Here is a 26,404-nt window from a genome sequence, read left to right on the forward strand (position 1 = left end):
AGAATCACATGAATGCTCAACCTTTGCGCGTCGGCATCGGCGGCCCGGTCGGTTCCGGTAAAACCGCTTTGACTCTGGCGTTGTGCCTGGCCTTGCGCGACCGCTACAACCTGGCCGTCGTCACCAACGACATCTACACCCGCGAAGACGCCGATTTCCTGGTACGCAACGAAGCCCTGGCGCCGGAGCGCATCATCGGCGTGGAAACCGGCGGGTGCCCGCATACCGCGATCCGCGAAGACGCGTCGATCAACCTCGAAGCCGTCGACCAGTTGAACCGCCGCTTTCCGGGGCTGGACCTGATTCTGGTGGAATCCGGTGGCGACAACCTTTCGGCCACCTTCAGCCCGGAACTGTCCGACCTGACGATCTATGTGATCGACGTTTCGGCGGGCGACAAGCTGCCGCGCAAGGGCGGGCCGGGAATCTGCAAATCCGATTTGCTGGTGATCAATAAGGTCGACCTCGCACCGCTGGTGGGCGCGTCGCTGGAGATGATGGACAGCGACACCCAACGCATGCGCAACGGCAAGCCGTTCGTCTTCAGCAACCAGAAAACCGGCCTCGGCCTGGAAGCAATCATCGCTTTCATCGAACGCCAGGGCCTGCTGACCGCAGCCTGACTTATCAACAAGGAAGCTTATCCATGACACTTAAACGCATCCTGGGCGCCATGGCCCTGCTACTGACCCCGGCCATCGCCTTCGCCCACCCCGGCCACGTCGATAATGGTTGGCTTGCCGGCATCAGCCACCCAATGGGCGGCCTCGATCATTTGCTGGCGATGATTGCCGTCGGTTTGTGGGCGGCGCAGCAAAAAGGCGCAGCACGCTGGGCGCTGCCGTGCACGTTCGTTGGCACCCTGCTGATCGGTGGATTGCTCGGTTTTGAAGGCTTGAACTTGCCGGCGCTGGAAGGCGGGATTGCGGCGTCGGTGCTGGCGTTGGGTCTGGCGGTAGCGCTGGCGGTGCGTCCGCCGTTGAGCGTGGCGGTGGGTGCGACGGCGCTGTTTGCGCTGTTCCATGGAGTGGCGCATGGGCTGGAGTTGCCGGACATGTCGAATCCGTGGGCGTATGCCGCCGGCTTTATGGCCGCCACAGCGGTGTTGCATGCGGCAGGTTACGCAGTGGTGAGCGTATTGCCGCAGGCCGCGGCGCCGTTGGTGCGCCTGGCGGGCGCGGCTTCGGCGGCGACTGGGGTCTGGTTGTTGGCGGTTTGATTTTGCATTGCTAGTGATGACCCCTTCGCGGGCGATCCATTGTGGGAGCGGGCTTGCCCGCGAAGGGGACCTGAAGGACACCACACCTCTCAGGCCTGATAACATGTCGCGCAATCAACCCTGCCGTGACGACGCCAGCCAATGCCGCATGCCCCCCGCTCCACTTCCCAGCCTGAATTGACCGCTCTGTTTGCTTCGGTGCAGCAGCATTTCCAGGACGTTATCGTGCCCCTTTGGCAAGGCCCCGGCTGGAATGCCGAGCTGGCGCTGCCTTATGAGGCGCTGGACGCCGGGCATCAACCATTGCCGCCCCAGCGTTATCGAGCAATGGCCTGCGCGCGGCAGTTGTATCTGTTTTCCAGCCTGATCGGCCAAGTGCCTGGCGCCGAAGTGCGTGCGGCGGCGCTGTTCCGTTCGCTGCAGCAACATTTCCATGACGCCGAGCACGGAGGCTGGTTCTACAGCATCGATCCTCAGGGTGCTCCGCTTGATCAGCGCAAGGATCTCTACACCCACGCCTTCATCCTGTTCGCCTGTGCTCATTATTGGGACAAGGTTCGCGAGCCGCTGGTGGATTCGGTGCTCAATGCCGTACTGGAAGTGGTTGCGCAGCGTTTCGCCACGGGCGACGGCCTGTACGAAGCCAGCCTCGGGCGTGATTGGTCGTCACTAAATTCCGGGCCACTGCAAAACCCGTTGATGCACCTGGCCGAAGCGTTCCTCGCTACGCTGTCGGTGCGCGATGACATTGCCGTGCGGGATTCGCTGGTCGCGTTATGCGCAGCCATGCAGAAGCGCTTTATCGATCCGCAGCACGATGTGCTGATGGAAAAACCGCTCGGGGCTGTGGATAACTGGTTCGAGCCGGGGCATCAGTTCGAGTGGTATTTCCTGCTGGAATCTTCGCCTCTGTTGCGCGGTTCGTCGTTGCACGCCTCTCTGGAGCGCGCCTTTAAGTTCACCGAGCAGGCAGGCGTTGATCAGTCGACCGGAGCAGTGCGGGCGATGCTCACTCTGGACGGGGATTCGAAGGACGGTACGCAACGTATTTGGGCTCAGGCCGAGTATCTGCGTGCATTGACCTTGCGGCCCCACAGCGATACCGAAGTATTTCGCCAGTTGCAGGCGCTGCAGCGGCATTCGCTGCATGCACGCGGCTGGTATGAATGTCGGGATGAGCACGGTGCAGTGAGCCGTCAGGACATGCCGTCGACCACGCCTTATCACTTGGCGACCTGCTATCGCGGGTTGGTCGAGTATCTTCGCTGACTGACACACCGCTATCGCGGGCAAGCCACGCTCCCACAGGATTTGTGCCGTGTCATTTCCGGCGAACGACACAGATCCTGTGGGAGCGTGGCTTGCCCGCGAAGGCCGTTACGCGGTCTCAGGCCTTGTTACGCTCAATCGAAAAACCTGCCCAGGTCTGGCTCACCGGCATCAACTCCAGACTGTTGATGTTGATGTGCGCCGGGGCATTAAGCACCCAGAAAATGGTGTCGGCGATGTCCTGCGGCTGGATCGGCTCGGCACCGGCGTAGGTCGCGTTGTAGCGATCCTGATCACCCGCAAAACGCACCAGCGAGAACTCGCTCTCGCACAGGCCTGGCTCGATGTTGCTGACGCGCACGCCCGTGCCTTGCAAGTCGCAGCGCAGGTTCAGGGAGAACTGTTTGACGAACGCCTTGCTCGCGCCATACACGTGGCTGCCCGGGTACGGGTAGTTGCCGGCGATGGAACCGAGGTTGACGATGCCGGCGCCACGACCGTGGGCGATCAGGCGCGGCAACAGCAGACGAGTGCTGTACATCAGGCCCTTGATGTTGGTGTCGACCATGGTGTCCCAGTCATCGAGGTCGCACTTCGGCGCAGGGTCCACGCCGAGCGCCAGGCCGGCGTTGTTGATCAGCCCGCGTAGCTTGGCGAAGGACGGCGGCAGATTGGCAATCGCCTCCTCCATGGCCTTGCGGTCACGCACGTCAAGTACCAGGCCATGGACCTCGGTCTGTTTCGACAACTCGGCGCACAAGGCACTGAGGCGCTCTTCACGACGGCCTGTCAGCACCAGTTTCCAGCCAGCCTCGGCAAAACGACGGGCACAGGCTTCGCCGAAACCGGACGTCGCGCCGGTAATAAACAGGGTGTTGGACATCGTGTTCTCCTTGCTTCGGCTGATGATCAGCCATTGGAATAGAAATCAGCAGGCAGCATGCCCGGCCTTGGGGACAGCGGCAACCACTACAACTCTGCGAAACCTGTACGAAAAACGATCAGCACCAGCGAAGCCATAGCCCTTGTGGCTTGCAGCCATGTACGCGCACGTTATCCACAGGCCGGTCCACAGTTTCCGGGGGCAAGTCAAAAAGCTGCAAGCCGCTGAGCACAAGGCTTTGCGGCGGATTTACAAAGTTTTTTGCTTGACCCTGAAGTGCCCGCCGTGTAGCCCATGGCATTTTGCACGATTGGCCTGAGCCATGAGCGATGGCGCCAAGCCAGCAACCACGGCCCTCATCCGAGTCTTTCCAGAGTTTAACCACAGACTTATCCACAGGCTGCACCGCTGTGGTTTAGAGTAATTTCGCCGTCAATAAAAAGATTGACAATGCTGAGCTTCGGCCCTGGAAAACCACTGATCAAAGAATAACCACATCTCTGCAAGCCACGTCGTTGAAGGCTTACAGCCAGCTACTCCCACGTTATTCACAGCCAGTTCCACAGCAAACGGGGACAAGTCAAAAGCGTGACAAAACAACTATTTGCAGCGGCTTTATGTCGCGGATTGAGAGCTTGGTGAATTTGTTTTCCACAATTTCAAAAAACAACGTTCCCACAGGGTTTATGGCGAATCGCAAAGATAAAAAAGCCCCGGCGATTGCTCGTCGGGGCTTTTTTTCAGCGACGAACTCAGTGCCCGCCGAGATAAGCGTTACGCACTTCCTCGTTCACCAGTAGTTCCTTGCCGGTACCCGTCAGGCGGATCTCGCCGTTGACCATCACATACGCCCGATCCGACAACTTCAGCGCGTGGTTGGCGTTCTGCTCGACCAGAAAGATCGTCATGCCGGTCTTGGCCAGTTCCCGCAGGGTCGCGAAGATCTGTTTCACCACGATCGGCGCCAGCCCCAGGCTCGGTTCATCGAGCAACAGCAGTTTCGGCCGGCTCATCAGCGCACGGGCGATGGCGAGCATTTGCTGCTCGCCTCCGGACATGGTCATGGCCCGCTGAGTGCGGCGCTCCTCAAGCCGTGGAAACAGCGTGAACATGCGCTGCATATCTTCCTTGGCGTACTTGTCACCGATCGGGATGGTGCCCATCAGCAGGTTTTCCTCGACGGTCATGTCGGGGAACACGCGCCGGCCTTCCGGCGACTGGGCGATGCCGTTGGACGCGATGTAGTGCGACGACTTGTGGGTGATGTCCACGCCCTGATAGAGGATCTGACCGTTTGCCGCACGCGGTTGACCGAAGATCGACATCAACAGCGTCGACTTGCCCGCGCCGTTGGAGCCGATCAGGCTGACGGTTTCACCTTCGTTGATGTGCAGCGAGACTTTTTTCAGGGCCTGGATCGGCCCGTAGAACACGTCCAGGTCCTTGAGTTCGAGGATGGGCCCGTTAGTCATACGAGTTCCTCTTCATCGGCGCCCAGGTAGGCCGCAATCACTTTCGGGTCGTTGCGTATCGCCTCGGGGCCACCCTCGGCGATGACAATGCCGTGGTCCAGCACCACGATGTGGTCGGAAATGCTCATCACCATGCCCATGTCGTGTTCGATCAGCACCACGGTCAGATCGTGCTCGTCGCGCAGCAGCCGAATCATCGCGCTCAGCGCTTCGGTTTCCTGAGGGTTGAGGCCGGCGGCCGGTTCGTCGAGGCAGATGATCTGCGGCCGGGTGCACATGGCCCGGGCGATTTCCAGACGGCGTTGCTGGCCGTAGGACAGTTCACCGGCCAGACGGTTGGCGCAGTCCACCAGGTCGACCACTTCCAGCCAGTAGAAGGCGTGGTCCAGCGCATCGCTTTCAGCCTTGCGGTAGCCCTTGGTGTTCAGGATGCCGGCCAGCATGTTGCGGTTGACCCACATGTGTTGGGCCACCAGCAGGTTTTCCAGCACCGACATTTCCTTGAACAGGCGAATGTTCTGGAACGTGCGCGCCAGTCCGGCTCGGTTCACCAGGTGAGTGCCACCGAACATCTTGTAATACAGCCGACTGGCGAAAGAAGCTGGCGAGACAAAATCGGTCGGTTTGAACGATTCGCCCAGCAGCTTGATGACGTTGGTCTGCTCGCCGCGCACATTGAGTTCGATCTTGCCGCCGGAGGCTTTGTAGAAACCGGTCAGGCAGTTGAAAACAGTGGTCTTGCCGGCACCGTTAGGGCCGATCAGGGCGAAAATCGAGTTGCGATGCACCTTCAGGCTCACATCGCTGAGCGCCTTGATGCCGCCGAAGTGCATCATCAGCTTCTCGACCGAGAGTACGACTTCGCTCATGGCGCTACTCCTTTACGCGGGGTCACACCGGTACGGCTGATACGAATCAGGCCCCGCGGTCGCCAGATCATCATCAACACCATCAGGATGCCGAACAGCAGCACGCGGTATTCCGCGAAGCCACGCAGCAGTTCCGGGGCCACCGTCAGCACGAAGGCTGCGATGACCACGCCGATGGTCGAGCCCATGCCGCCGAGCACGACGATGGCGAGGATCAGGGCCGATTCAAAAAAGGTAAACGAGGTCGGGTTGACGAACCCCTGGTACGTGGCGAAGAACACTCCGGCCAGACCCGCTGTCGAAGCACCAATGGTGAACGCCGAAAGCTTGACCAGCACGTGGTTCAGGCCCATGGAACGGCAGGCAATTTCATCCTCGCGCAAGGCTTCCCAGGCGCGGCCGACCGGCATCTTGACCAGACGATGTTTGATGTAGAGCACGGCCAGCACCACGAGGAACAACACCGCATAGATGAAGTAATACTTCACGTCGGGGTTGTAGGCGATGCCGAAAAACTCATGGAACGGAATACCCCCATCCTTCGCCCTTTTGCCGAACTCGAGGCCGAAGAACGTCGGCAGCGGCGCCGGCATGCCGTTGGGCCCACCGGTCAGCGACAGCCAGTTGTTGAGGATCAAGCGGATGATTTCGCCGAAGCCCAGCGTCACGATCGCCAGGTAGTCACCGTGCAGACGCAACACCGGGAAACCGAGGATGCAACCCGCCAGCCCAGCCGTAATCGCCGCCAGTGGCAGTACGGTCCAGAAACCCAGCCCGAGGTATTGATAACCGAGCGCCAGGCCATAGGCGCCGATGGCGTAGAACGCCACGTAACCGAGGTCGAGCAGGCCCGCCAGGCCGACCACGATGTTCAACCCAAGGCCCAGCAGCACGTAGATCAAACCGAGGATGACCACGCCCAGCAGGTAGGAGTTGGAGAAAAACGGGAAGACCACGGCGACGACAATTACCAGCGGGATGATCCAGCGCAAACGGGTTTTGTAATCCGGTGGCAGTACATGAACCCCGGAGCCGGTGCTTTCAAAGCCTTCAAGGATCTTCAAACCCTTGGGCGTTTGCAGGAACAGGCTCAGGGCAAAGCGGCCAGCCATGACGATGGCGACAATCCACGCCACACGGGTCGGTTGCAGGTTGAAGCCGTAGCCATCCAGGACCACGCCGACAATCGGGCCGAACACAATCAGGGCGACCAGACCGGCAAGAATCGCGTCAACCAGGCTTCTTTTGAGATCAATGGTTTTTTTAGTGGTTGAAGACATCGCTTACACCTTCGACACAAGAGGACGGCCGAGCAGGCCTTGGGGCCGAAAGACCAGAACGAGAACGAGCAGCGAGAAGCTGAAAACGTCTTTGTAGTCCGAGTTGACCAGACCCGAGAACAGCGACTCGGAAATGCCGAGAATGATCCCGCCGAGCATCGCGCCAGGCAGCGAGCCGATCCCGCCGAGTACCGCTGCGGTGAACGCCTTGATGCCGATGACGAAGCCTGCGTAGAAGTCGAACGTGCCGTAGTTCATGGTGATCAGCACGCCGGCCAGGGCCGCCATCGCTGCACCGATGATGAACACGTAGGAAATCACGCGGTCGGTGTTGATCCCCAGGATCGAGGCCATCTTGCGGTCTTGCTGGGTCGCGCGGCACATGCGGCCGAGTTTGGTGTACTTGATGACGTAGGTCAGCAAGCCCATACCGGCGAATGCGGCAACCAGAATGAACACCTTTGTGTAGGTCAGCTGAACGAAGCCAGTGCCTATGTCAACGCGCCACGCACCGGTGAGCAGGGTCGGTACGCCTTGTTGGCGAGCGCCCTGTGCGATCTGTGCATAGTTTTGCAGGATCAGGGAAATACCGATGGCGCTGATCAGCGGTGCCAGTCGGGTGGAGTTACGCAGGGGTTTGTAGGCAACACGCTCGATGACCCACCCATAGACCGCCGTGACGATGATGGTGAAGATCAGAGTGCCGAGCATCAGCAGAGGGAAGGATTCAATACCGAAGTATGCCAGCAGAGCCAGACTGATTGCCGCGAGGTAAGCGGAAATCATGTAAACCTCGCCGTGGGCGAAGTTGATCATGCCAATGATGCCATAGACCATTGTGTAGCCGATGGCGATCAGGCCATAGACCGACCCGAGGGTCAGGCCGTTGACCAGTTGCTGCAGGAAAATACCATCCATAACGCAATCTCACGCATTTGAGAGACTGCACAGAAGCCGGGTGCGACGGACCGGGGTTCAGCCACCCGCGCAACACGCTTGTGTGCAGCTCTACGAGAAAAGACAGGTACTGCACGGACATGTTCTCTGATTGCCCGGCGCACAGGGCGCCGGGCACATCAGCTCATGTCACTTCTGTTTTTCCAACTGGTGGTATTTGCCATCCTTGTCCCACTGGTAAACCACGTAGTCGGAGACTTTCAGGTCGCCTTTGGTGTCCCAGTTCTTGTCGCCCATCACGGTTTTGACGGTGTTTTTCTTCAACCATGCAGCCGCCTCTTCGCCCTTGTTGGACTTGGCGCCATTGAAGGCTGCAGCGAGGGTCTGAACCGAAGCGTAGGCGTACAGGGTGTAGCCTTCAGGCTCGGTGCCGGCTTTGCGGAACGCGTCTACCACGGTCTTGCTGTCTGGCAGCAGGCGTGGGTCGGCGCCGAAGGTCATGAGCACGCCGTCGACGTATTGCGGGCCGCCAGCGGTGGTCACCAGTTCGTCGGTCACGATGCCGTCATCGGACATGAATTTCACGTCTTTCAGGCCTTCGGTACGCAGTTGTTTAACCAGTGGACCTGCCTCTGGGTGCAGACCGCCGAAGTAAACGACGTCGGCGCCGGCAGCGCGGATTTTGGTGACCAGGGCGCTGAAGTCTTTTTCGCCACGGGTCAGACCTTCATAGATCACCGGGGTCACGCCGCGCTTGATCAACTGAGCCTTGGTGGCATCTGCCAGGCCTTGGCCGTAGGTGTCCTTGTCGTGGATGACCGCCACTTTCTTGCCTTTGAGCACGTCGACGATGTAATCGCCGGCAACGATGCCTTGCTGGTCGTCACGACCGCACATACGGAACATCGCGCTCAGGCCGCGTTCGGTGACCTGTGGGTTGGTAGAACCCGGAGTGATTGCAATGATGCCTGCTTCGTCGTAGATCTCGGAAGCCGGAATGGTCGACGAGGAGCAGAAGTGACCGACGACGCCAGCAACTTTCTGGTTGGTCAGGTCCTTGGCGACCGTCACAGCCTGTTTCGGTTCGCAGGCGTCATCGCCCTTGACCAGTACGATTTTTTCCCCGTTTACGCCGCCCGACGCGTTGATCGCATCGGCTGCTGCCTGCGCACCCTTCATGTACTGCTCACCAAATGCTGCGTTGGCGCCAGTCATTGGACCTGCCACACCGATTTTCACATCAGCTTGTGCAAACGCAGAAACACCCAACGCAGTTGCGACTGCGAGGGCCAGAAAGCCTTTCTTGTAAAACGTCTGGGACATGAGGTGGTGCTCCAAGGTTTTTTTTAGTTGGCACTGCGACTTCCTGAATGCTCAGAGCAAGCGCCGTGCCATCGGTTTTTTATTCTGAAAAAAGTCGCTGCTTTATTGTTATTTCGACTGTTTCGATCCCATTTTCATTGGGCGTGCAACCGTCTAAACCGCGGGAGGTGAAACCATTTATTTTAAAAGGCGCAACCCGCGTGCGCCATCATTGCAACCGCGGCGCCAAACGACGTGCAACCAGCCTGTAACAACGTGCGTCACCGAAGTGCACACTGCTGGTGCGGTACTGCTACAACCCGCACCTTTTACAGGCTAGTCGCTGCGCCGAAAAGCGCCGCTTCCAGCAACAAATTTCCACAATCAAATCACGATCCGCAGGCACTGGCCTGCGTGATACAGCGAAAACCCGGCCTCGTACAGACAACTGCGCAGACCCACACCCGCCAGCGGTTGCATGGGCGCGAAGGGAATCGGCAGCGCCTGAGGATTTCCGTTACACAAATAATCGGCAAAGGCTTTGCCGACCACCGTCCCCGTGGTCACACCCCGGCCGTTGTAACCGGTGACTGCCACTAAACCGGGCGCCGGTTCAAACAGGCGCATCAAGTGATCCGGGGTAAAAGCAATGCAACCGGTCCAGGTGCATTCCCATTCCACCGGTTTGAGGTACGGAAAATAGTGTTGCTGAACCCGATCGGCCCAAGCCTTGAGGAACCAGGCCGGTTTCTGGTTGCCATTACCGAGACTGCCAAGCAACAGACGCCCGTCTTTATCCCGACGAATGCTGCTCAAGACCTGACGGGTGTCCCAGGAACCCTGGCCACCGGGGAGGATTTGCTGCGCAGCGTCTTCCGTCAGCGGGACTGAGGCCACTTGATAGTAGTAACCGGGGAAAAAGTTGCGCCGCAGTTCGGTCCAGTCTCCTTCGGTGTAAGCGTTGGAGGCGATGACCACTTGCTCGGCGAACACCGACCCTTGTGCGGTCTGCACTGACCAGCGCTGGCCCTGACGCTCGAGTCGGGTCACGGGCGAATGATCGAACAGCTGACCGCCGAGGCCGATGGCCGCGTTGGCCAGCCCCGTCGTGTAAGCCATCGGGTTGATCGTGCCAGCACGCCGATCGAGCAGCGCGGCGGCGATTTTTTTGGTGCCGGTGGCCTGTTCGCAGGCCTGGCCGGTCAGCAGTTCGACCGGTGCACCGCGACGCTTCCATTGTGCTTCACGACTGCGCAAGTCCGCTTCGCCACGGGCGTTGTGCGCCATGTGCAGCGTGCCTTCGCGGCGCAACTGGCAATCGATGGTGTATTTGTCCACCAGGCTGAACACCAGCGAGGGCGCCGCCCCGAGCATGCGGTTGAGCTGACTGCCCACCGCTTCGCCGAACCCGGCCTCGATATCGTCCGGTGGAATCCACAGGCCGGCATTGACCAGCCCAACGTTACGCCCCGAACCGCCATGGCCGGCGCGATGCGCCTCCAGCACGGCTACCGTTTTACCTTGTTCGAGCAAATGCACCGCTGCTGACAGACCGGTGAAACCGGCGCCAATGACGCAGACATCGACTTTGACGTCGCCTTTGAGCGCCGGGTTATCGGGCCTTTGCGGCGTCAGTTTTTCCCACAGACACTCTTCGCGTAACGGCATTGCAAGCTCCTGTCGGAGCAGCTGCAAGCTTTAAGCTACAAGCTGCAAGCCAGTTTGCTTGAAGCTTGTAGCTTGCAACTTGGCGCTGCTTAATCGAACGTAATCCCCTGCGCCAACGGCAACTCCAGCGAATAGTTCACGGTGTTGGTCTGGCGGCGCATGTAGCCGCGCCATGCGTCGGAGCCCGATTCACGACCACCACCGGTTTCTTTCTCGCCACCAAACGCGCCGCCGATTTCCGCGCCGCTCGGGCCGATGTTGACGTTGGCGATGCCGCAATCACTGCCGACCGCCGACATGAACTGCTCGGCTTCACGCACGTCGGTGGTGAAGATGCACGAGGACAGGCCTTGTGGCACCGAGTTGTTCAGGTGCAGGGCTTCGGCGAAGTCCTTATAACCGACCACGTAGAGGATCGGGGCGAAGGTCTCGTCGCGGACCACGTCGCTCTGCTCCGGCATTTCAACGATGGCGGGCGAAACGTAGTAGGCGTTCGGGTATTTGTCTTCCAGTTGACGCTTGCCGCCAAACACGCGACCGCCTTCGCTCAGGGCTTGCTCCAGCGCGTCCTGCATGTTGTCGAAGCTGTGCTTGTCGATCAGCGGGCCGATCAGGTTGCCTTCCAGCGGATTGCCGATACGCACTTTCGAGTACGCGGCTTTCAGGCGGGTGACGATTTCCTCTTTCACCGATTCATGGGCGATCAGGCGACGCAGGGTGGTGCAACGCTGGCCGGCAGTGCCGACGGCGCTGAACAGGATCGCGCGAACGGCCATGTCGAGGTCGGCGCTTGGGCCGAGGATCATGGCGTTGTTGCCGCCCAGCTCCAAAATGCTGCGGGCAAAACGTGCGGCGATTTTCGGCGCCACTTCGCGGCCCATGCGCGTGCTACCGGTGGCGCTGATCAACGCGACACGCGGGTCATCGACCAATGCTTCGCCGGCATCGCGGCCGCCGATGATCACTTGGCTGAGGTGCGGCGGCGCATCACTGAAGTTTTTCAGCACACGATCGAATAGCGCCTGGCAGGCCAGCGCGGTCAGCGGGGTTTTCTCTGACGGTTTCCAGATCACCGGGTTACCACAGACCAGCGCCAGCGTGGTGTTCCAGGCCCAGACCGCGACCGGGAAGTTGAACGCGCTGATCACGCCGACGATGCCCAGCGGGTGCCAGGTTTCGCGCATGTGGTGGCCAGGACGCTCGGAGGCGATGGTCAAGCCGTACAGTTGACGGGACAGACCGACGGCGAAGTCGCAGATGTCGATCATTTCCTGAACTTCACCCAGGCCTTCCTGAGTGATCTTGCCGGCTTCCCAGGACACCAGCTCGCCGAGGTCGGCCTTGTATTCGCGCAGGATGTCGCCCAGTTGCCGCACCAGCTCGCCACGGCGCGGGGCCGGAACCTTGCGCCACAATTCGAACGCATGATCTGCGCGACTGATGTGCTGCTCGACTTCAGCGGCGCCTTCCCAGTTCACAGCGGCAATCTGGCTGCCATCGATCGGCGAATGCACCGGCACTTTGCCGTTCTGGTACAGGGCCGGGTTCACACCAAGACGATCAAGCAATGCGGCAACCATGGGTCACTCCTCAAGCGAAAAACAGAAAACGTGCAGCCGGAAAGCCACGGCTGATCAGACCTGTAGTTTTAGCTCGCCGGAGGTTACCCAACAAACGACCTTTAAGAGAGATATCATTCCGTTTATTCATGCTGCGAATTGCTGGTCAGAAAGAAACACGAAAAAGGACAACCCATGCTGAATAAACGTTACCTGCCTTCGATCACCGCGCTGCAGTGTTTCGAAGCTGTGACCCGGCATTTGAGCTTCACACGGGCCGCCGAGGAGTTGAACCTGACCCAGAGCGCGGTCAGCAAACAGGTCGCGCAACTCGAAGAATTGTTGCAGCACCTGCTGTTCCGCCGGGTGCGCCGACGTTTGCAAATGACCCCGGCCGGGGATTTGTACCTGGTCGAGGTACGAAAAATCCTTACGCAAGTCGAGATGTCGACCCATTACCTGCGTTCCTACGGCGGCGAAACCGAAGTCCTGCGTGTCTCGACACCGCCGACCTTCGGCGCCCGCTGGCTGGTACCGCGCTTGAAGGGCTGGCGCCTGCGCCATCCGTCGATTCACCTGGACCTGTGCAGCGAGCAGGAGGCCGATGATCTGCTGCAAGGTCGCAGCGATCTGGCGTTCTATTTCGGCCAGGGCTCACGTCCTCGGACGGAATGCCTGAAGCTGTTCGGCGAGGAGTTGGTGCCCGTGTGTGCACCGGGCAGCCTGCCGGACACACCGTTCACCGACCCCACCCAACTCGCCGACCTGGTGTTGCTGCAAAACGCTTCCCGGCCGCAGGCCTGGCACGACTGGTTCGACAGTCAGGGGTACCACACCGAACACAGCTACCACGGCCCGCGATTCGAAACCTTTTACATGTGCATCCGCGCCGCGCAGGTTGGCTGCGGTGTAGCGCTGTTGCCACGGTTTCTGGTGGAGGAGGAATTAGCCGACGGCAAACTGGTCATTCCCTGGCAGCATGCAATGCCCAGTTCCGACGCCTACTACCTCGCGTACCCCGAACATTCGGCGGAAGTGCCCAAGGTGCGGGACTTTGTGAAGTGGATGCTGGAGCAGATCGATAGTCCCGACATACCGAGAGTGTGAGAGCTCACACAATTCCCCGTATCGCCTTCAACGCAAAAATCACTGGCAATACCCGGCACCGATATGCGCCACTGTCCGTATTCAAAGTGGAGAACCCCGTTATGAGCGAGAGTGTGTTTGCCGATCGCATCGTGCAGAACCTGCTCGACACCGACTTCTACAAACTGACGATGATGCAGGCGGTGCTGCACAACTACCCGAACGTCGAAGTCGAATGGGAGTTTCGTTGCCGCAACAGTGAAGACCTGCGCCCTTATCTGGCAGAGATACGCTTTCAGATCGAACGCTTGGCCGAGTTGAGCCTGAGCGCCGACCAGTTGAGTTTCATGGAGCGCATCAGCTTCATGAAGCCGGATTTCCTGCGTTTCCTCGGGTTATTCCGTTTCAACCTGCGCTACGTCCACACCGGCATTGAAAACGGCGAACTCTTCATCCGCCTGCGCGGGCCGTGGTTGCATGTGATCCTGTTCGAAGTGCCGTTGTTGTCGATTGTCAGCGAAGTGCGCAACCGCTATCGCTACCGGGACATCGTGCTGGAACAGGCCCGTGAGCAGCTTTACCGCAAGTTCGACTGGCTGACCGCCAACGCCGGCAGCGACGAATTGTCCGAATTGCAGGTAGCGGATTTCGGCACTCGTCGGCGCTTTTCCTACCGCGTGCAGGAAGAAGTGGTGAGCGTGCTCAAGCACGACTTCCCCGGACGTTTCGTCGGCACCAGCAATGTGCATTTGTCCCGAGAACTGGACATGAAACCGCTGGGCACCATGGCTCATGAATGGATCATGGCCCACCAGCAACTGGGCCCGCGACTGATCGACAGCCAGATTGCCGCCCTCGATTGCTGGGTACGCGAATACCGCGGCCTGCTCGGGATCGCCCTGACCGATTGCATCACCACCGATGCCTTCCTCAACGATTTCGACCTGTACTTCGCCAAGCTCTTCGACGGCCTGCGCCATGATTCCGGGGACCCGGTGATCTGGGCGGAAAAGGCCATCGCCCGCTACCACCAGTTGGGCATCGACCCGATGAGCAAGACCCTGGTGTTCTCCGACAGCCTGACGCTGCCCAAGTCGCTGGAAATATTTCGCGCGTTGCGCGGTCGGATCAATGTCAGCTTCGGCATCGGCACCAACCTGACCTGCGATATTCCAGGTGTTGAACCGATGAGCATCGTGCTTAAAATGACTGCCTGCAACGGCCAACCGGTGGCGAAGATCTCCGACGAGCCCGGCAAGACGCACTGCACAGACCCGAATTTCGTCGCGTACTTGCGACACGTGTTCAAAGTACCTGCCGCCCTTTCCAGTACACCAAGCAAGGAGTGAATTCATGCAAGCCGTACAGCGTGAGATTGCCGAGCAGCTCAAGGTTCAACCGCCATTCGCGAACAAGGGCGCCCTCGAGGCTGAAGTCGCCCGGCGCATCAGCTTCATCCAGGATTGCCTGGTCAATTCCGGGCTCAAGACCCTGGTGCTCGGCATCAGCGGCGGTGTCGACTCACTGACCGCCGGCCTTTTGGCCCAGCGTGCCATGCGCGAACTGCGCACGCGCAGCGGTGATGACAACTACAAATTCATCGCGGTACGCCTGCCGTACGAAACCCAGTTTGATGAACACGATGCCCAGGCCTCGGTGGACTTCATCAAACCGGACGAGCGCCACACCGTGAACATCGGCCCGGCGGTGAAGTCGCTGGCCAATGAAGTGGCGGCCTTTGAAGGCAAGCACGCAGTGTCGGTGGATTTCGTCCTCGGCAACACCAAGGCGCGGATGCGCATGGTCGCCCAGTACACCATCGCCGGCGCGGCCCATGGTCTGGTGATCGGCACCGATCATGCGGCGGAAGCGGTGATGGGTTTCTTCACCAAGTTCGGTGACGGTGCCTGCGACCTGGCGCCATTGAGCGGTTTGGTGAAAAACCAGGTCCGCGCCATCGCCCGCAGTTTCGGCGCGCCGGAGTCGCTGGTGGAAAAAATCCCGACGGCAGACCTTGAGGATCTGTCGCCGGGCAAACCGGACGAAGCGTCCCACGGCGTGACTTACGCCGAGATCGACGCGTTCCTGCATGGCCAGCCGGTACGGGAGGAAGCGTTCAGGATTATTTGTGATACGTACCGCAAGACGCATCACAAGCGCGAGATGCCGTTTGCACCGTGAGAATGTCGGCGCCTGTCCCGACGCCATCGCGGGCAAGCCCGCTCCCAGGGATTGCGTCGTGCCCATTTCCGGAGTCCGACACAAAACCTGTAGGAGCCTGCTTGCTGGCGTTGAACGATGACTCGGTCTTTCGCCAGGCACAAAAAAAGCGTCCCTCGCAGGACGCTTTTTTATGAGGCCGATTCGCTTATTTCAGCGTAACCGTACCTTTCATCATCGAGATGTGGCCCGGGAACGAGCAGAAAAAGCCGTATTTCTCAGCCGCATCCAGCTTCGACACATCGAAGGTCACCGAGTCGGTTTCCTTGGCGCCGATGATTTTGGTGTGAGCGATGATGCGCGCATCACCTTCTTTCAGGTAGTTCTTATCAATCCCGGCACCCAGGCCATCGGTGGCGATCGGCTGCATGTCGGCTTCTTTGCTCAGAACCCAGTTATGGCCCATGACGTTTTTCGGCAGGCTGCCGGAGTGGGTCAGTTCAACGGTGAAGGTCTTGCAGCTTTTGTCGATTTCAATGGCCTTGGTGTTGAAGGACATTTGATCAGTGGAGTCGATGGTCGTCTTGCACTCGGCAGCCATCAGTTGGCTGCTGGCCAGTGTCAACAGGGATACCGCAACAAGTTTGGCAAACATGGTGAATCTCCAAGGCAGGGTTATCAAAAGTGCGAATGGACAGAAGACTGCCTGAAAACTTCGCAAGTTCCTATGACTTGAGTCAAAAACTGTATACAACTTTAGAGCTGTCAAAACGTCCCAGCGCGAAGTTTAGACCTTGGAGCGTTGCGCGCCTGACTGGTTTTCTTGATCATATCGTCGGCCAAAGCTTCGTTCGCGAAGAACACCGTGACATGCTGCAAGTGAGCGAATCGCCGCAAACCCTGCTCGATGCACTGGACGCCTGGTAACCTCGGTACTGTCAAAATGGACCGAGCAAAAACCCAGCTAACGGCTTGGCACCGATACAGGGCAGAATATGCGCCGCTCAACCTCACCTTCGACCCAAGAGGATCGCCCATGGCTAAACCTAATTATTCCTTCGCCAAACGTCAGAGAGACTTGGCCAAGGAGCAGAAGAAAGAGGAAAAGCTTCAGCGCAAGAAAGCTACAGCTGAAGAAGAAGCCGCTGCACTGAACCCGGAAACAGAGGGTGAAGTGGCCGCAGAAAGTGATATTGAAACACCGAAAGATCAGGCGCCCGACGCCTGAGACCTCAGGGCCCGATGATCTGATCAGGCCCACCGGATCTGTGTGTAGGAGCGAGCTTGCTCGCGAAGATATCGAAGACAGCGCGTTTTTCCAGACAGGACGCGCCATCGTGGATGTCCATCGCGAGCAAACTCGCTCCTACAGGGGTCTTCGTTAATCCAATGGCATCACGGTGACGCTGACTTCCGGGTCGTGATTACCGCCCCCCAGAATCACCCCCCGCAACGGCGAAACATCGGAAAAATCCCGGCCCCAGGCCAGGGTGATGTGTTCGAGTGCCGGTTGCACATTGTTGGTCGGATCGAAATCCACCCAGCCCGACACCGGGCAAAACACCGAAACCCAGGCGTGCGAGGCGTCGGCACCGATCAGTCGTGGCTGGCCCGGTGGCGGCTGAGTCAGCAGGTATCCACTGATGTAACGCGCCGCCAACCCGCGGGAACGCACGCACGCGAGCATCAGGTGCGCGAAGTCCTGGCAGACACCCCGTCGACGTTCCAGCACTTCCACCAGAGGCGTCGCCACTTGAGTGGCTTCGGCATCAAAGGTGAACTCGCTGAAAATCTTCTCCATCAACGCCTGGACACCCAGCAACAGCGGTCGACCCACCGGAAAGCAGCTTTCCGAAAATTCGACGAAATTGCGCTTGAGGTGCACATAGGGCGATTCGAACCGGTAACGGCAGGCTTCCATCACCTCGGGCGACAGCGGCTGACTGCTGTAGGTCAGCGCGTTGCGGGTGTCTTCCCATGCCGGTGACTGATTAAAATCCAGCGTTGGCCGGGGCAGCACTTCGACCGTGAGGCTGGCGTTGACCAACAATTCATCGTGTGGCCGCTCGAAGGCCAGCCGGGTCAGCGGATTACCGAACACATCCAGCTCGTCCCGGCGTGTTGTCGGTTCAGGACTGATCTGCAATTGCCGAGCGGTGCAGCGCTGCCAGGCACAGGGCCGTGGCCACAGATGCGCAAGCTGCTGAGCCAGCGACACCGGACTGTCGTAGTGATAATGGGTGTCGTGGAAAATCTGGTAATGGGCGCTCATCAAACGGACACCGTGCGCTGGCTGACATCATCGACATGGGCGAAATGGCGCAACGCCAAACGATCCGACACTTGCCCGCTGGCATCCGCAATCTCTTGCAGCAGATTGGCCAGACCATCAACGGCCGCGCGCACGCTGGTTTCACCGAACAGCGAATTCTCCAGACATCCCAGGTCGAAGCGCGCCAAGCGCTCCACCAATAACGGCAGGCAGGATTCACGCGGTACGCCAAAGTCATCGTTCAAGCGTTTGAGGGTGCGGGTCACCAGTTTCAGCTGGAACACCACGGCGTGGGGGTTCTGCTCGTCGAGTAGCAGCAGGTCGAGGACCGGGAGCAATTGCGCCACCGCCAGATACCGCGAGCGGTAGGTGATGCTGCTGTTGCCCAGCTCCAGCAGCCACTCCAGTCCGGCCTGATCGAATGCGCCACTGCCACGCAGAAACGCCGCCAGGCTGCCGCTGAGAAACTGCAGGCGTTCGATACGCCGGCCAATCATCAGGAAGCGCCAACCTTCGTCCCGGGTCATGTCGTCGAGGGCGAAACCGGACAGCGCCGCCAGCGACATCACCAGACGGTTGAGAAAATCCAGCAACTCGCCGAAATCCGGTTCCTCGGTTTCCAGTTCGATGGCCTCGCGTTGCAATTCCACCAGCGCCTGCCAGTTTTCCCGCGAGAGCTTGCCGCGCACCTGTGACGCGGCCCACTGCAAACGCTGCAGGTTGGAACGCAGGCTGAACGGCCAGTCATCGCCGAGCAACGCCGCCAGCAGTCGTTCCGGCAATTCACCTTCATCGGGCAACAACATCAGCCGTTCGCCCAGGTCGACCGCCGCCTCCAGGGCTTGCGGGTCGTCGCCATCGACATAACGCGTCAGCATGATCCGCAGCAACCGCGCGCTGTCATCGCAACGCTCACAGTAACGGCCGAACCAGAACAGGTTTTCCACGACCCGTGACGGCAGATACGGATCGAGTCGCACCAGATCATGCACGCCAATATTGCGCTGGGCTTTCCATTGTTCGCCGCTCGGGGCGCGTTCCCCCAGCACCCAGGTGTCCTTGCTCGCGCCGCCACGTTGCATCGACACCACTTCGGCGTCGGCATCGGCAGCTACACGGGTCAAACCGCCGGGCAGCACCCGATAGCCGTCCCGACTCGCCACCGCATACACGCGCATGCCGATGGCCCGGGGCTGCAACCGACCGTCTTCGGCCTGCCAGATCGGGGCGTGGGACAATTGCGCAAGTTCTTGCGCGACATAGGCGTAAGGCCGCGCCTGCATGCGCTCGGCGAGCGTCTGGCGCTGTTTTTCGCTCAAATCCCGGCCAAACACCGGGGCAAAGCTTTGTGACGGAAACGCGGGTTTGATCAGCAGCTCCGGGAGTTTTTCCAGTGCCTGGGCCAGCACCGGTGGTTCGCCGCACCACCACGTGGCGATAGAAGGCAGGATCAGCTCTTCGCCGAACAGGAATTGATTGATCCTCGGCAGAAAGCCCAGCAACCCCGGCGACTCCAGCACACCGCTGCCCAGCGCGTTGGCCACCAGCACGCGCCCTTGCCGCACGGCTTCAAGCAACCCCGGCACGCCGAGCGCCGAGTCGGTGCGAAGTTCCAGCGGGTCGCAGAAGTCATCGTCGAGCCGCCGCATGATCGCGTGGACGCGGCGCAAGCCGCTCAAGGTTTTCAGGTAGACCGTGGCGTCGCGCACCGTGAGGTCGCCGCCCTCCACCAGTGGGTAACCGAGCTGTCGCGCCAGATAAAGGTGTTCGAAATAGCTCTCGTTGAAGCGCCCCGGCGTCAGCAGCACCACCAATGGCACTTCATCATCGCTCGGCGCTTGCCGGGCCAGGGTTTCCTGAAGCGTGCGGAAGAACCCGGCCAGATGCTGCACTTTCAAATCGCGGTACAACTCGGGAAACGCCCGCGACACGATGGTGCGGTTTTCCAGGGCATAACCGGCGCCGGACGGTGCCTGTGTGCGATCCGCCGTGACCCACCAGCGCCCGTCGGGCGTGCGCGCCAGATCGACGGCATAAAGATGCAGAAAAGCCCCGTCGGGCGGCGCAATGCCCTGGCAGGGCCAGAGAAAGTTGTTGTGACCGAAGACCAGTTCGGCAGGCAGCAAGCCTTCCGCGATCAGGCGTTGCGGGCCGTACAGGTCAGCCAGTACCGCGTTCAACAAACGCGCACGCTGGGCAATCCCCGCCGACAATTGCTCCCACTCATCTGCCGCGATGACATGCGGCAGCAGGTCGAGTTCCCACGGCCGGTCCGCTCCCTTGGGGTCGGCGTAGACGTTGTAGGTCACGCCGTTTTCCTGGATCTGCCGGGTCAGCAGTGCCTGACGCTGCAGCAGTTGCGCGGGCGTGCTGCGTTGCAGCTGGTCGAACAGGCGCCGCCAGTGCGGACGCACGGCGCCGCCGTTGTCGAGCAGTTCGTGGTAAGTGCCCGCCGTCAGCGGGTAGCGGTCTAGCAGGTCAGGCATGGAAAGCTCGGCGGACAGCAAAGAACGGTCAGACTAACGCAGGCTCATGACGCCCGGATAGACGAATAATCCGAGCGTCGCGTAGGGTTTAGAAACGTCGCAAATCGAGAGTCATCGGCAGCTCGTCGTTAATTTCCACAATCGGTATAGGAAGTTTCCCCGGGCTGTGTCCGATTCGGAAGAAACGCGCCATTCGCCTACTCTCGGCTTCATTGGCATTCACCGGCAAACTGTCGTAGTTACGCCCGCCCGGATGGGCGACGTGGTACTGACAGCCGCCCAGCGAGCGCTGCATCCAGGTGTCGAGCAGGTCGAACACCAACGGCGCGTGGACCGGGATTGTCGGTTGCAGACAGTTGGCCGGTTGCCAGGCGCGGAAGCGCACGCCGGCAACGAACTCGCCCACCCGACCGGTGGGTTGCAACGGCACCGGAATGCCGTTGCAGGTCAGCAGGTAACGCTGCGGCGGCAGGCCGGTGAGTTTGACTTGCAGGCGTTCAAGGGACGAATCCACATAACGCACCGTGCCGCCGACCGCGCCCTCCTCGCCCAGCACATGCCAGGGCTCCAACGCCTGACGCAATTCCAGCTCGATGCCGCTGACAACGTAATCACCCACTTTGGGGAAACGGAACTCCAGGTGCGCCGCGAACCACTCGGCACGCACTGGATAACCCGAAGCGTTGAGATCGACGATGACGTCGGCAAAATCCTGCTCGATAAAGTGCGGCAGCAGGAAGCGGTCATGCAGCTCCGTGCCCCAACGCGCCAATTTCGGCGGCGCATACGGCTCGCGCCAGAACTTCGCGACCAGTGCCCGCAGCAGCAGTTGCTGGGCCAGGCTCATGCGCGCGTGAGGCGGCATTTCAAAGGCGCGCAACTCGAGCAAGCCGAGGCGTCCCGTCGCACCGTCCGGTGAATAGAGCTTGTCGATGCAAAATTCGGCGCGATGCGTATTGCCGGTCACGTCGATCAGCAGGTTGCGCAGCAGTCGATCCACTAGCCACGGCGCGCATTCCTCGCCGGGTTCAGGCATTTGCGCGAAAGCGATTTCCAGCTCGTACAGCGCATCGTTGCGCGCTTCATCGACGCGCGGCGCCTGGGACGTCGGGCCAATGAACAATCCGGAAAACAGGTAGGACAGCGACGGGTGGTTATGCCAGTAACTGATCAGGCTGCGCAGCAAATCGGGGCGACGCAGGAACGGTGAGTCAGCCGGCGTCGCGCCACCGAGAACGAAATGGTTGCCGCCGCCCGTGCCGGTGTGCCGGCCATCGATCATGAATTTTTCCGTGGTCAGGCGGGTCTGGCGCGCTTCTTCGTAGAGAAACTCGGTGCGTTCGACCAGTTCATCCCAGGTGGCGGACGGCTGCACGTTGACCTCGATCACGCCCGGATCCGGGGTGATGCGGAAATTGCTCAGGCGCGGGTCGCTCGGCGGCTCATAGCCTTCCAGCAGGACCGGGCAATGCAGCTCCTGCGCCGTGGCCTCAATCGCGGTGACCAGTTCCAGATAATCCTCGACCCGTTCCAGCGGCGGCATGAACAGGTACAAACGCCCTTCCCGCGCCTCGGCGCAAAACGCGGTGCGGGTCAGCCAATCGGCAGACTCGTCGATTTCCAGATCCCGCTCAATCGCTTCCGCCGCTGCTCTCGGACTGTTTAATTGCTGAGTGTCTGGCAGCGTCGGGAATTCCTGATTGGGGTCGGTGGGGTAGATGAACGGATACTCGGCGGCCTTCACCCAGGGCTGCGAACCCAACGGCAAGCGGTAACCCAGCGCAGAATCCCCCGGCACCAGCCGGCAGTGTTCGTCGCGCAAATACCAGCGGCCGCTTTGCCACTGATTGCCCTTGGCGGTGCGCGCCAGCGGCAGCACCTGGCCAATGACTTTTTCCAGGCCCTGGCTGAAAACTTTGCGCAGACGCGCGCGCTCCAGCGGTTCTTCCAGGCGCGAGTCTTCGGCGCTGACGTTCTGCGGCAAACTGCCTTCGCGCCACAGGTAATAAAAATTGTCTTCGTAGGCCGGGAACACGAAACGCGTCGGAATTTTCAGGCGCTCGGCGACACTCGCCAGAAAACGCCCGGCCAGCTCCCCATCGGCGCCATAGTCGTCCTGCTCGTCGGCAATCAGCGCGCTGTTGTGCCAGATCGGCACGCCGTCGCGGCGCCAGTAGCAATTGAGCGACCAGCGCGGCAATTGCTCGCCGGGGTACCACTTGCCCTGACCAAAATGCACCAGCCCTTTCGGCGCGTAGTGTTTACGCATGCGCTGGAACAGTTCGGCGGACAAACGACGCTTGTCCTCCCCGAGCGCGGCGGTGTTCCATTCGTCGCCGTCGGGATCGTCGATGGAGACGAAGGTCGGCTCGCCGCCCATGGTCAAGCGTACATCGCCTTCCAGCAGATCGGCGTCGATCTGCCGGCCCAGGGCCTGGATCGCCAGCCACTGGTCTTCGGTGTAGGGCTTTGTGACCCGCGGCGCTTCCCAAATCCGTTCCACGGACATTTCATGGGTGAATTCGCACTCGCACGGCTCCACCAGGCCACTGATCGGTGCCGCAGAGCCGGGATCGGGACTACACGCCAACGGAATGTGTCCTTCACCGGCAAACAGCCCTGACGTCGCGTCCAGGCCAATCCAGCCCGCACCCGGCAAATACACCTCGCACCAGGCGTGCAGGTCGGTGAAGTCCACGTCGGTGCCAGAAGGGCCATCGAGACTTTTGACGTCGGCGGTCAGTTGAATCAGGTAGCCGGAGACGAAACGTGCCGCCAGGCCGAGGTTACGCAGGAGTTGCACCAGCAGCCACGCCGAGTCACGGCAGGAGCCGGAGGCATGTTCAAGGGTGTGCTCGGGCGTCTGCACACCCGGCTCCATGCGGATCAGGTAACCGATGTCATCGCTCAGGCGCTGATTCAGCGCGACCAGGAAATCCACGCTCGGCAGCGGTGTGCGGTCGATGCCGTCCAGGTACGCCTTGAAGTTCGGCGTCAGGGGCAAGGTTTCCAGGTACGGCGCCAGTTCCTTGCGCTCATCCGCGGCGTAAATGAACGGGATGTTTTCCGCGTAGGGTTCGAGGAAGAAGTCGAAGGGATTAAACACCGCCATCTCGGCCAGCAGATCGACCTCGATTCTCAGCTCCGTGGTTTTCTCCGGAAATACCAGGCGCGCCAGGTAATTGCCCTGGGGGTCCTGCTGCCAGTTGATGAAGTGCTGCTCGGGCGAGACCTTCAGCGCATAGGACAGTATCCGCGTGCGGCTGTGAGCGGCCGGGCGCAGGCGAACGATCTGCGGACCGAGCTCGACAGCGCGGTCGTAGCGGTAATGCGTGACGTGGTGCAATGCGACATGAATCGACACGGCGTGCCTCCTGCGAGCCTTAAGCGTATTCGAAAGCGCGCAAGACTTATGCCATCCAGTGATGCTGGCGCTTTCATGGATTTGCTAAGGGCAGTACAGCACCAAAATCGGGCGACGCGGGAATTTGGTTTGAGGGAGTTGCACGCAAATGTGGCGAAGATCAAAAAAAACGCCAACCCGAAGGTTGGCGTTCTATTCAGCTCAAGCGAGGCTTAACGCGGCACAACAGGCTTGCGCGCAGGCTTGGGCCCTTTGCCTTTGGCCGCGTCCTTGCGATCCTTGGCCGCCTGCTGGTTGCGGGCAAATGCCGCAGCCTTGGCCTGTTCACGCTTGTCCCACGCGTTGCCGCCATCACTGGCGCGCGGTGGCAGACCGGTGTGCTGGGTGAGGATCCTGGTGGTCTTCTCACCGGCCACTTTATGGCTGCCAGCCGGCGTCGAGTTTTTGCGACGGGCGCTCTGGTAACTGTCGGTCGCTGGCTGATGCAGCGGGATCAACTGATCCTTGCCCGGTCCGATCAGGTCGGCGCGGCCCATGCGGATCAACGCTTCGCGCAGCATCGGCCAGCCTTTCGGGTCGTGATAGCGCAAGAACGCCTTGTGCAGACGACGCTGCTCTTCGCTCTTGACGATGGTCACGCTGTCGCTTTTGTAAGTGACCTTGCGCAGTGGGTTCTTGCCCGAGTGGTACATCGCGGTGGCGGTGGCCATTGGCGACGGGTAAAACGCCTGCACCTGGTCGGCACGGAAGCCGTTGCCCTTGAGCCACAGGGCCAGGTTCATCATGTCTTCGTCGGTGGTGCCCGGGTGGGCGGCGATGAAGTAAGGAATCAAGTACTGCTCTTTCCCGGCTTCCTTGGTGTACTTCTCGAACATGCGCTTGAATTTGTCATAGCTGCCGATGCCCGGTTTCATCATCTGGTTGAGCGGACCTTCCTCGGTGTGTTCCGGGGCGATCTTCAGATAACCACCGACGTGGTGGGTCACCAGTTCCTTGACGTATTCCGGCGACTCGACCGCAAGGTCATAGCGCAGGCCGGAAGCGATCAGGATTTTCTTCACGCCCGGCAACGCACGGGCGCTGCGGTACAGCTGGATCAGCGCCGAGTGGTCGGTGTTCAAATTCGGGCAAATGCCAGGGAACACGCACGACGGCTTGCGGCACGCGGATTCGATTTCCGGGCTCTTGCAGGCGATGCGGTACATGTTCGCGGTCGGGCCGCCGAGGTCGGAAATGACACCGGTGAAGCCTGGCACCTTGTCGCGAATCTCTTCGATTTCGCGAATGATCGACTCTTCGGAGCGGTTCTGGATGATCCGGCCTTCGTGTTCGGTGATCGAGCAGAAGGTGCAGCCACCGAAGCAGCCACGCATGATGTTCACCGAGAAACGGATCATGTCGTAGGCCGGGATTTTTTCCTTGCCGTACGCCGGGTGCGGGACGCGGGCGTAGGGCATGCCGAACACGTAGTCCATTTCGTCAGTGGTCATAGGAATCGGTGGCGGGTTGAACCAGACGTCAACTTCGCCGTGCTTCTGCACCAGCGCACGGGCGTTGCCCGGGTTGGTTTCGAGGTGAAGCACACGGTTGGCGTGGGCATAAAGCACCGCATCGCCACGGACTTTTTCAACCGACGGCAAACGAATCACGGTCTTGTCGCGGGTCATTTTCGGGCTGGCAAGGATCTGTACGACCTTGGCTTCGCTCGGGTCCTCAACCGGACCCTTTTCCTGCTCGATAGCGCAGGCTTGGGTGTCCTGGGTGTTGACGTACGGATTGATGATCTTGTCGACCTTGCCCGGACGATCGATCCGCGTGGAATCGACTTCGTACCAATCTTTCGGCGTATCGCGACGGATGAAGGCCGTGCCGCGCACGTCGGTGATGTCTTCGATCTTGTGACCGTAGGACAGACGCTGGGCGACTTCGACGATCGCACGCTCGGCGTTGCCGTAGAGCAGGATGTCGGCGCAGGCGTCGATCAGGATCGAGTTGCGGACCCGGTCCTGCCAGTAATCGTAGTGGGCGATGCGACGCAGGGACGCTTCGATGCCGCCGAGCACGATTGGCACGTTTTTGTAGGCTTCCTTGCAACGCTGGCTGTACACCAGACTCGCGCGATCCGGACGTTTGCCCGCCAGGCCACCGGGGGTGTAGGCGTCGTCTGAACGGATTTTCTTGTCGGCGGTGTAGCGGTTGATCATCGAATCCATGTTGCCGGCCGCGACACCGAAAAACAGGTTCGGCTCGCCGAGTTTCATGAAGTCGTCTTTGGATTGCCAGTTCGGCTGCGCAATGATCCCGACGCGAAAGCCCTGGGACTCCAGCAGCCGGCCAATGATCGCCATGCCGAACGACGGATGGTCAACGTACGCATCACCGGTGACGATGATGATGTCGCAGGAATCCCAGCCAAGCTGATCCATCTCCTCCCTGCTCATCGGCAGGAATGGCGCGGGCCCGAAACATTCGGCCCAGTACTTGGGATAGTCAAATAACGGCTTGGCTGTTTGCATGACGGTGACCGGTGTTGAGATGAAAAATCGCGGGCGCGGAATATAGCACAAAAAATGACCAATTCCGACGGCTAAAGTCGGAAATCACACGTTGCCCGCTCC

20 protein-coding genes and 1 pseudogene are annotated in these 26,404 nt (G+C 60.2%); 8 read left to right on the top strand and 13 right to left on the bottom strand.

All coding sequences use genetic code 11. From position 1 onward, the window contains the following. Positions 1 to 8: 8 nt before the first annotated feature. The 3 genes from ureG (at position 9) to ACYZT4_RS18325 (ending at position 2,488) form a co-directional block, all read left to right on the top strand. A complete protein-coding gene (ureG, locus tag ACYZT4_RS18315; protein WP_461981978.1) occupies positions 9 to 623 on the top strand; it encodes an urease accessory protein UreG in 615 nt (204 codons plus the stop codon). 23 nt (positions 624 to 646) lie between these two features. Next, complete coding sequence (locus ACYZT4_RS18320; protein WP_461981980.1) at positions 647 to 1,219, top strand: HupE/UreJ family protein; 573 nt, start codon at positions 647 to 649, stop codon at positions 1,217 to 1,219. A gap of 141 nt (positions 1,220 to 1,360) precedes the next feature. After that, positions 1,361 to 2,488 carry an AGE family epimerase/isomerase gene (locus tag ACYZT4_RS18325; protein WP_461981982.1) on the top strand — a complete coding sequence of 376 codons (1,128 nt, stop codon included), beginning with the start codon at positions 1,361 to 1,363 and terminating at the stop codon, positions 2,486 to 2,488. A gap of 118 nt (positions 2,489 to 2,606) precedes the next feature. Here the strand turns inward: ACYZT4_RS18325 and ACYZT4_RS18330 are convergent, their stop codons facing one another. The 8 genes from ACYZT4_RS18330 to amaB all read right to left on the bottom strand — a co-directional run bounded on the left by ACYZT4_RS18330 (position 2,607) and on the right by amaB (position 12,439). Beyond that, positions 2,607 to 3,371 carry an SDR family oxidoreductase gene (locus ACYZT4_RS18330; protein WP_461981984.1) on the bottom strand — a complete coding sequence of 255 codons (765 nt, stop codon included), beginning with the start codon at positions 3,369 to 3,371 and terminating at the stop codon, positions 2,607 to 2,609. Positions 3,372 to 4,123: 752 nt separating this feature from the next. Then, positions 4,124 to 4,843, bottom strand: a complete 720-nt coding sequence (locus ACYZT4_RS18335; RefSeq protein ID WP_461981986.1) for an ABC transporter ATP-binding protein — start codon at positions 4,841 to 4,843, stop codon at positions 4,124 to 4,126. Beyond that, complete coding sequence (locus ACYZT4_RS18340) at positions 4,840 to 5,712, bottom strand: ATP-binding cassette domain-containing protein (RefSeq protein WP_461981988.1); 873 nt, start codon at positions 5,710 to 5,712, stop codon at positions 4,840 to 4,842. The genes ACYZT4_RS18335 and ACYZT4_RS18340 overlap by 4 nt, the downstream gene beginning before the upstream one ends. Next, positions 5,709 to 6,992, bottom strand: a complete 1,284-nt coding sequence (gene livM, locus ACYZT4_RS18345; RefSeq protein ID WP_461981990.1) for a high-affinity branched-chain amino acid ABC transporter permease LivM — start codon at positions 6,990 to 6,992, stop codon at positions 5,709 to 5,711. Before livM ends, ACYZT4_RS18340 begins: the two co-directional genes overlap by 4 nt. A gap of 3 nt (positions 6,993 to 6,995) precedes the next feature. Continuing rightward, a complete protein-coding gene (locus ACYZT4_RS18350; protein ID WP_461981992.1) occupies positions 6,996 to 7,910 on the bottom strand; it encodes an ABC transporter permease subunit in 915 nt (304 codons plus the stop codon). A 168-nt stretch (positions 7,911 to 8,078) separates the two neighbouring features. Then, positions 8,079 to 9,212, bottom strand: coding sequence for an ABC transporter substrate-binding protein (locus ACYZT4_RS18355; protein WP_461981994.1), 1,134 nt, complete (start codon positions 9,210 to 9,212; stop codon positions 8,079 to 8,081). 363 nt (positions 9,213 to 9,575) lie between these two features. Beyond that, on the bottom strand, positions 9,576 to 10,859 hold the full coding sequence (amaA, locus tag ACYZT4_RS18360) for an L-pipecolate oxidase (RefSeq protein ID WP_461981996.1): 1,284 nt from the start codon (positions 10,857 to 10,859) through the stop codon (positions 9,576 to 9,578). Positions 10,860 to 10,948: 89 nt separating this feature from the next. Then, positions 10,949 to 12,439, bottom strand: a complete 1,491-nt coding sequence (amaB, locus tag ACYZT4_RS18365) for an L-piperidine-6-carboxylate dehydrogenase (RefSeq protein WP_461981998.1) — start codon at positions 12,437 to 12,439, stop codon at positions 10,949 to 10,951. Between the two features lie 174 nt (positions 12,440 to 12,613). On the opposite strand from amaB, the gene ACYZT4_RS18370 reads away from it, so the two are divergent. The 3 genes from ACYZT4_RS18370 (at position 12,614) to nadE (ending at position 15,685) form a co-directional block, all read left to right on the top strand. Beyond that, positions 12,614 to 13,525, top strand: coding sequence for a LysR family transcriptional regulator (locus tag ACYZT4_RS18370; protein WP_461982000.1), 912 nt, complete (start codon positions 12,614 to 12,616; stop codon positions 13,523 to 13,525). A 101-nt stretch (positions 13,526 to 13,626) separates the two neighbouring features. Continuing rightward, entirely contained in the window at positions 13,627 to 14,853 is a 1,227-nt protein-coding gene (pncB, locus tag ACYZT4_RS18375; protein WP_461982002.1) for a nicotinate phosphoribosyltransferase, read from the top strand. Positions 14,854 to 14,857: 4 nt separating this feature from the next. Next, positions 14,858 to 15,685 carry an ammonia-dependent NAD(+) synthetase gene (nadE, locus tag ACYZT4_RS18380; RefSeq protein ID WP_461982006.1) on the top strand — a complete coding sequence of 276 codons (828 nt, stop codon included), beginning with the start codon at positions 14,858 to 14,860 and terminating at the stop codon, positions 15,683 to 15,685. 187 nt (positions 15,686 to 15,872) lie between these two features. Here nadE and azu read toward each other — a convergent pair whose 3' ends face one another. After that, a complete protein-coding gene (gene azu / locus ACYZT4_RS18385; protein ID WP_461982008.1) occupies positions 15,873 to 16,319 on the bottom strand; it encodes an azurin in 447 nt (148 codons plus the stop codon). A 149-nt stretch (positions 16,320 to 16,468) separates the two neighbouring features. Between azu and ACYZT4_RS18390 the strand changes: the two are divergent. Both ACYZT4_RS18390 and ACYZT4_RS18395 read left to right on the top strand, forming a co-directional pair. After that, positions 16,469 to 16,632 (top strand): annotated as a pseudogene (locus tag ACYZT4_RS18390) (TIGR00730 family Rossman fold protein); the annotation flags it as partial. Positions 16,633 to 16,700: 68 nt separating this feature from the next. Continuing rightward, complete coding sequence (locus ACYZT4_RS18395; protein WP_461982010.1) at positions 16,701 to 16,892, top strand: hypothetical protein; 192 nt, start codon at positions 16,701 to 16,703, stop codon at positions 16,890 to 16,892. 153 nt (positions 16,893 to 17,045) lie between these two features. Here ACYZT4_RS18395 and ACYZT4_RS18400 read toward each other — a convergent pair whose 3' ends face one another. The 4 genes from ACYZT4_RS18400 to ACYZT4_RS18415 all read right to left on the bottom strand — a co-directional run bounded on the left by ACYZT4_RS18400 (position 17,046) and on the right by ACYZT4_RS18415 (position 26,302). Continuing rightward, positions 17,046 to 17,936, bottom strand: a complete 891-nt coding sequence (locus ACYZT4_RS18400; protein WP_461982012.1) for a transglutaminase family protein — start codon at positions 17,934 to 17,936, stop codon at positions 17,046 to 17,048. Beyond that, positions 17,936 to 20,422 (bottom strand): circularly permuted type 2 ATP-grasp protein, encoded by a 2,487-nt coding sequence (locus ACYZT4_RS18405; RefSeq protein ID WP_461982014.1) that lies wholly within the window; start codon positions 20,420 to 20,422, stop codon positions 17,936 to 17,938. Before ACYZT4_RS18405 ends, ACYZT4_RS18400 begins: the two co-directional genes overlap by 1 nt. 88 nt (positions 20,423 to 20,510) lie before the next feature. Then, positions 20,511 to 23,786 (bottom strand): transglutaminase family protein, encoded by a 3,276-nt coding sequence (locus tag ACYZT4_RS18410; RefSeq protein WP_461982016.1) that lies wholly within the window; start codon positions 23,784 to 23,786, stop codon positions 20,511 to 20,513. Between the two features lie 212 nt (positions 23,787 to 23,998). Next, entirely contained in the window at positions 23,999 to 26,302 is a 2,304-nt protein-coding gene (locus ACYZT4_RS18415; RefSeq protein WP_461982018.1) for a YgiQ family radical SAM protein, read from the bottom strand. Positions 26,303 to 26,404: the final 102 nt, after the last annotated feature.

This window comes from Pseudomonas sp. GB2N2, assembly GCF_054897705.1.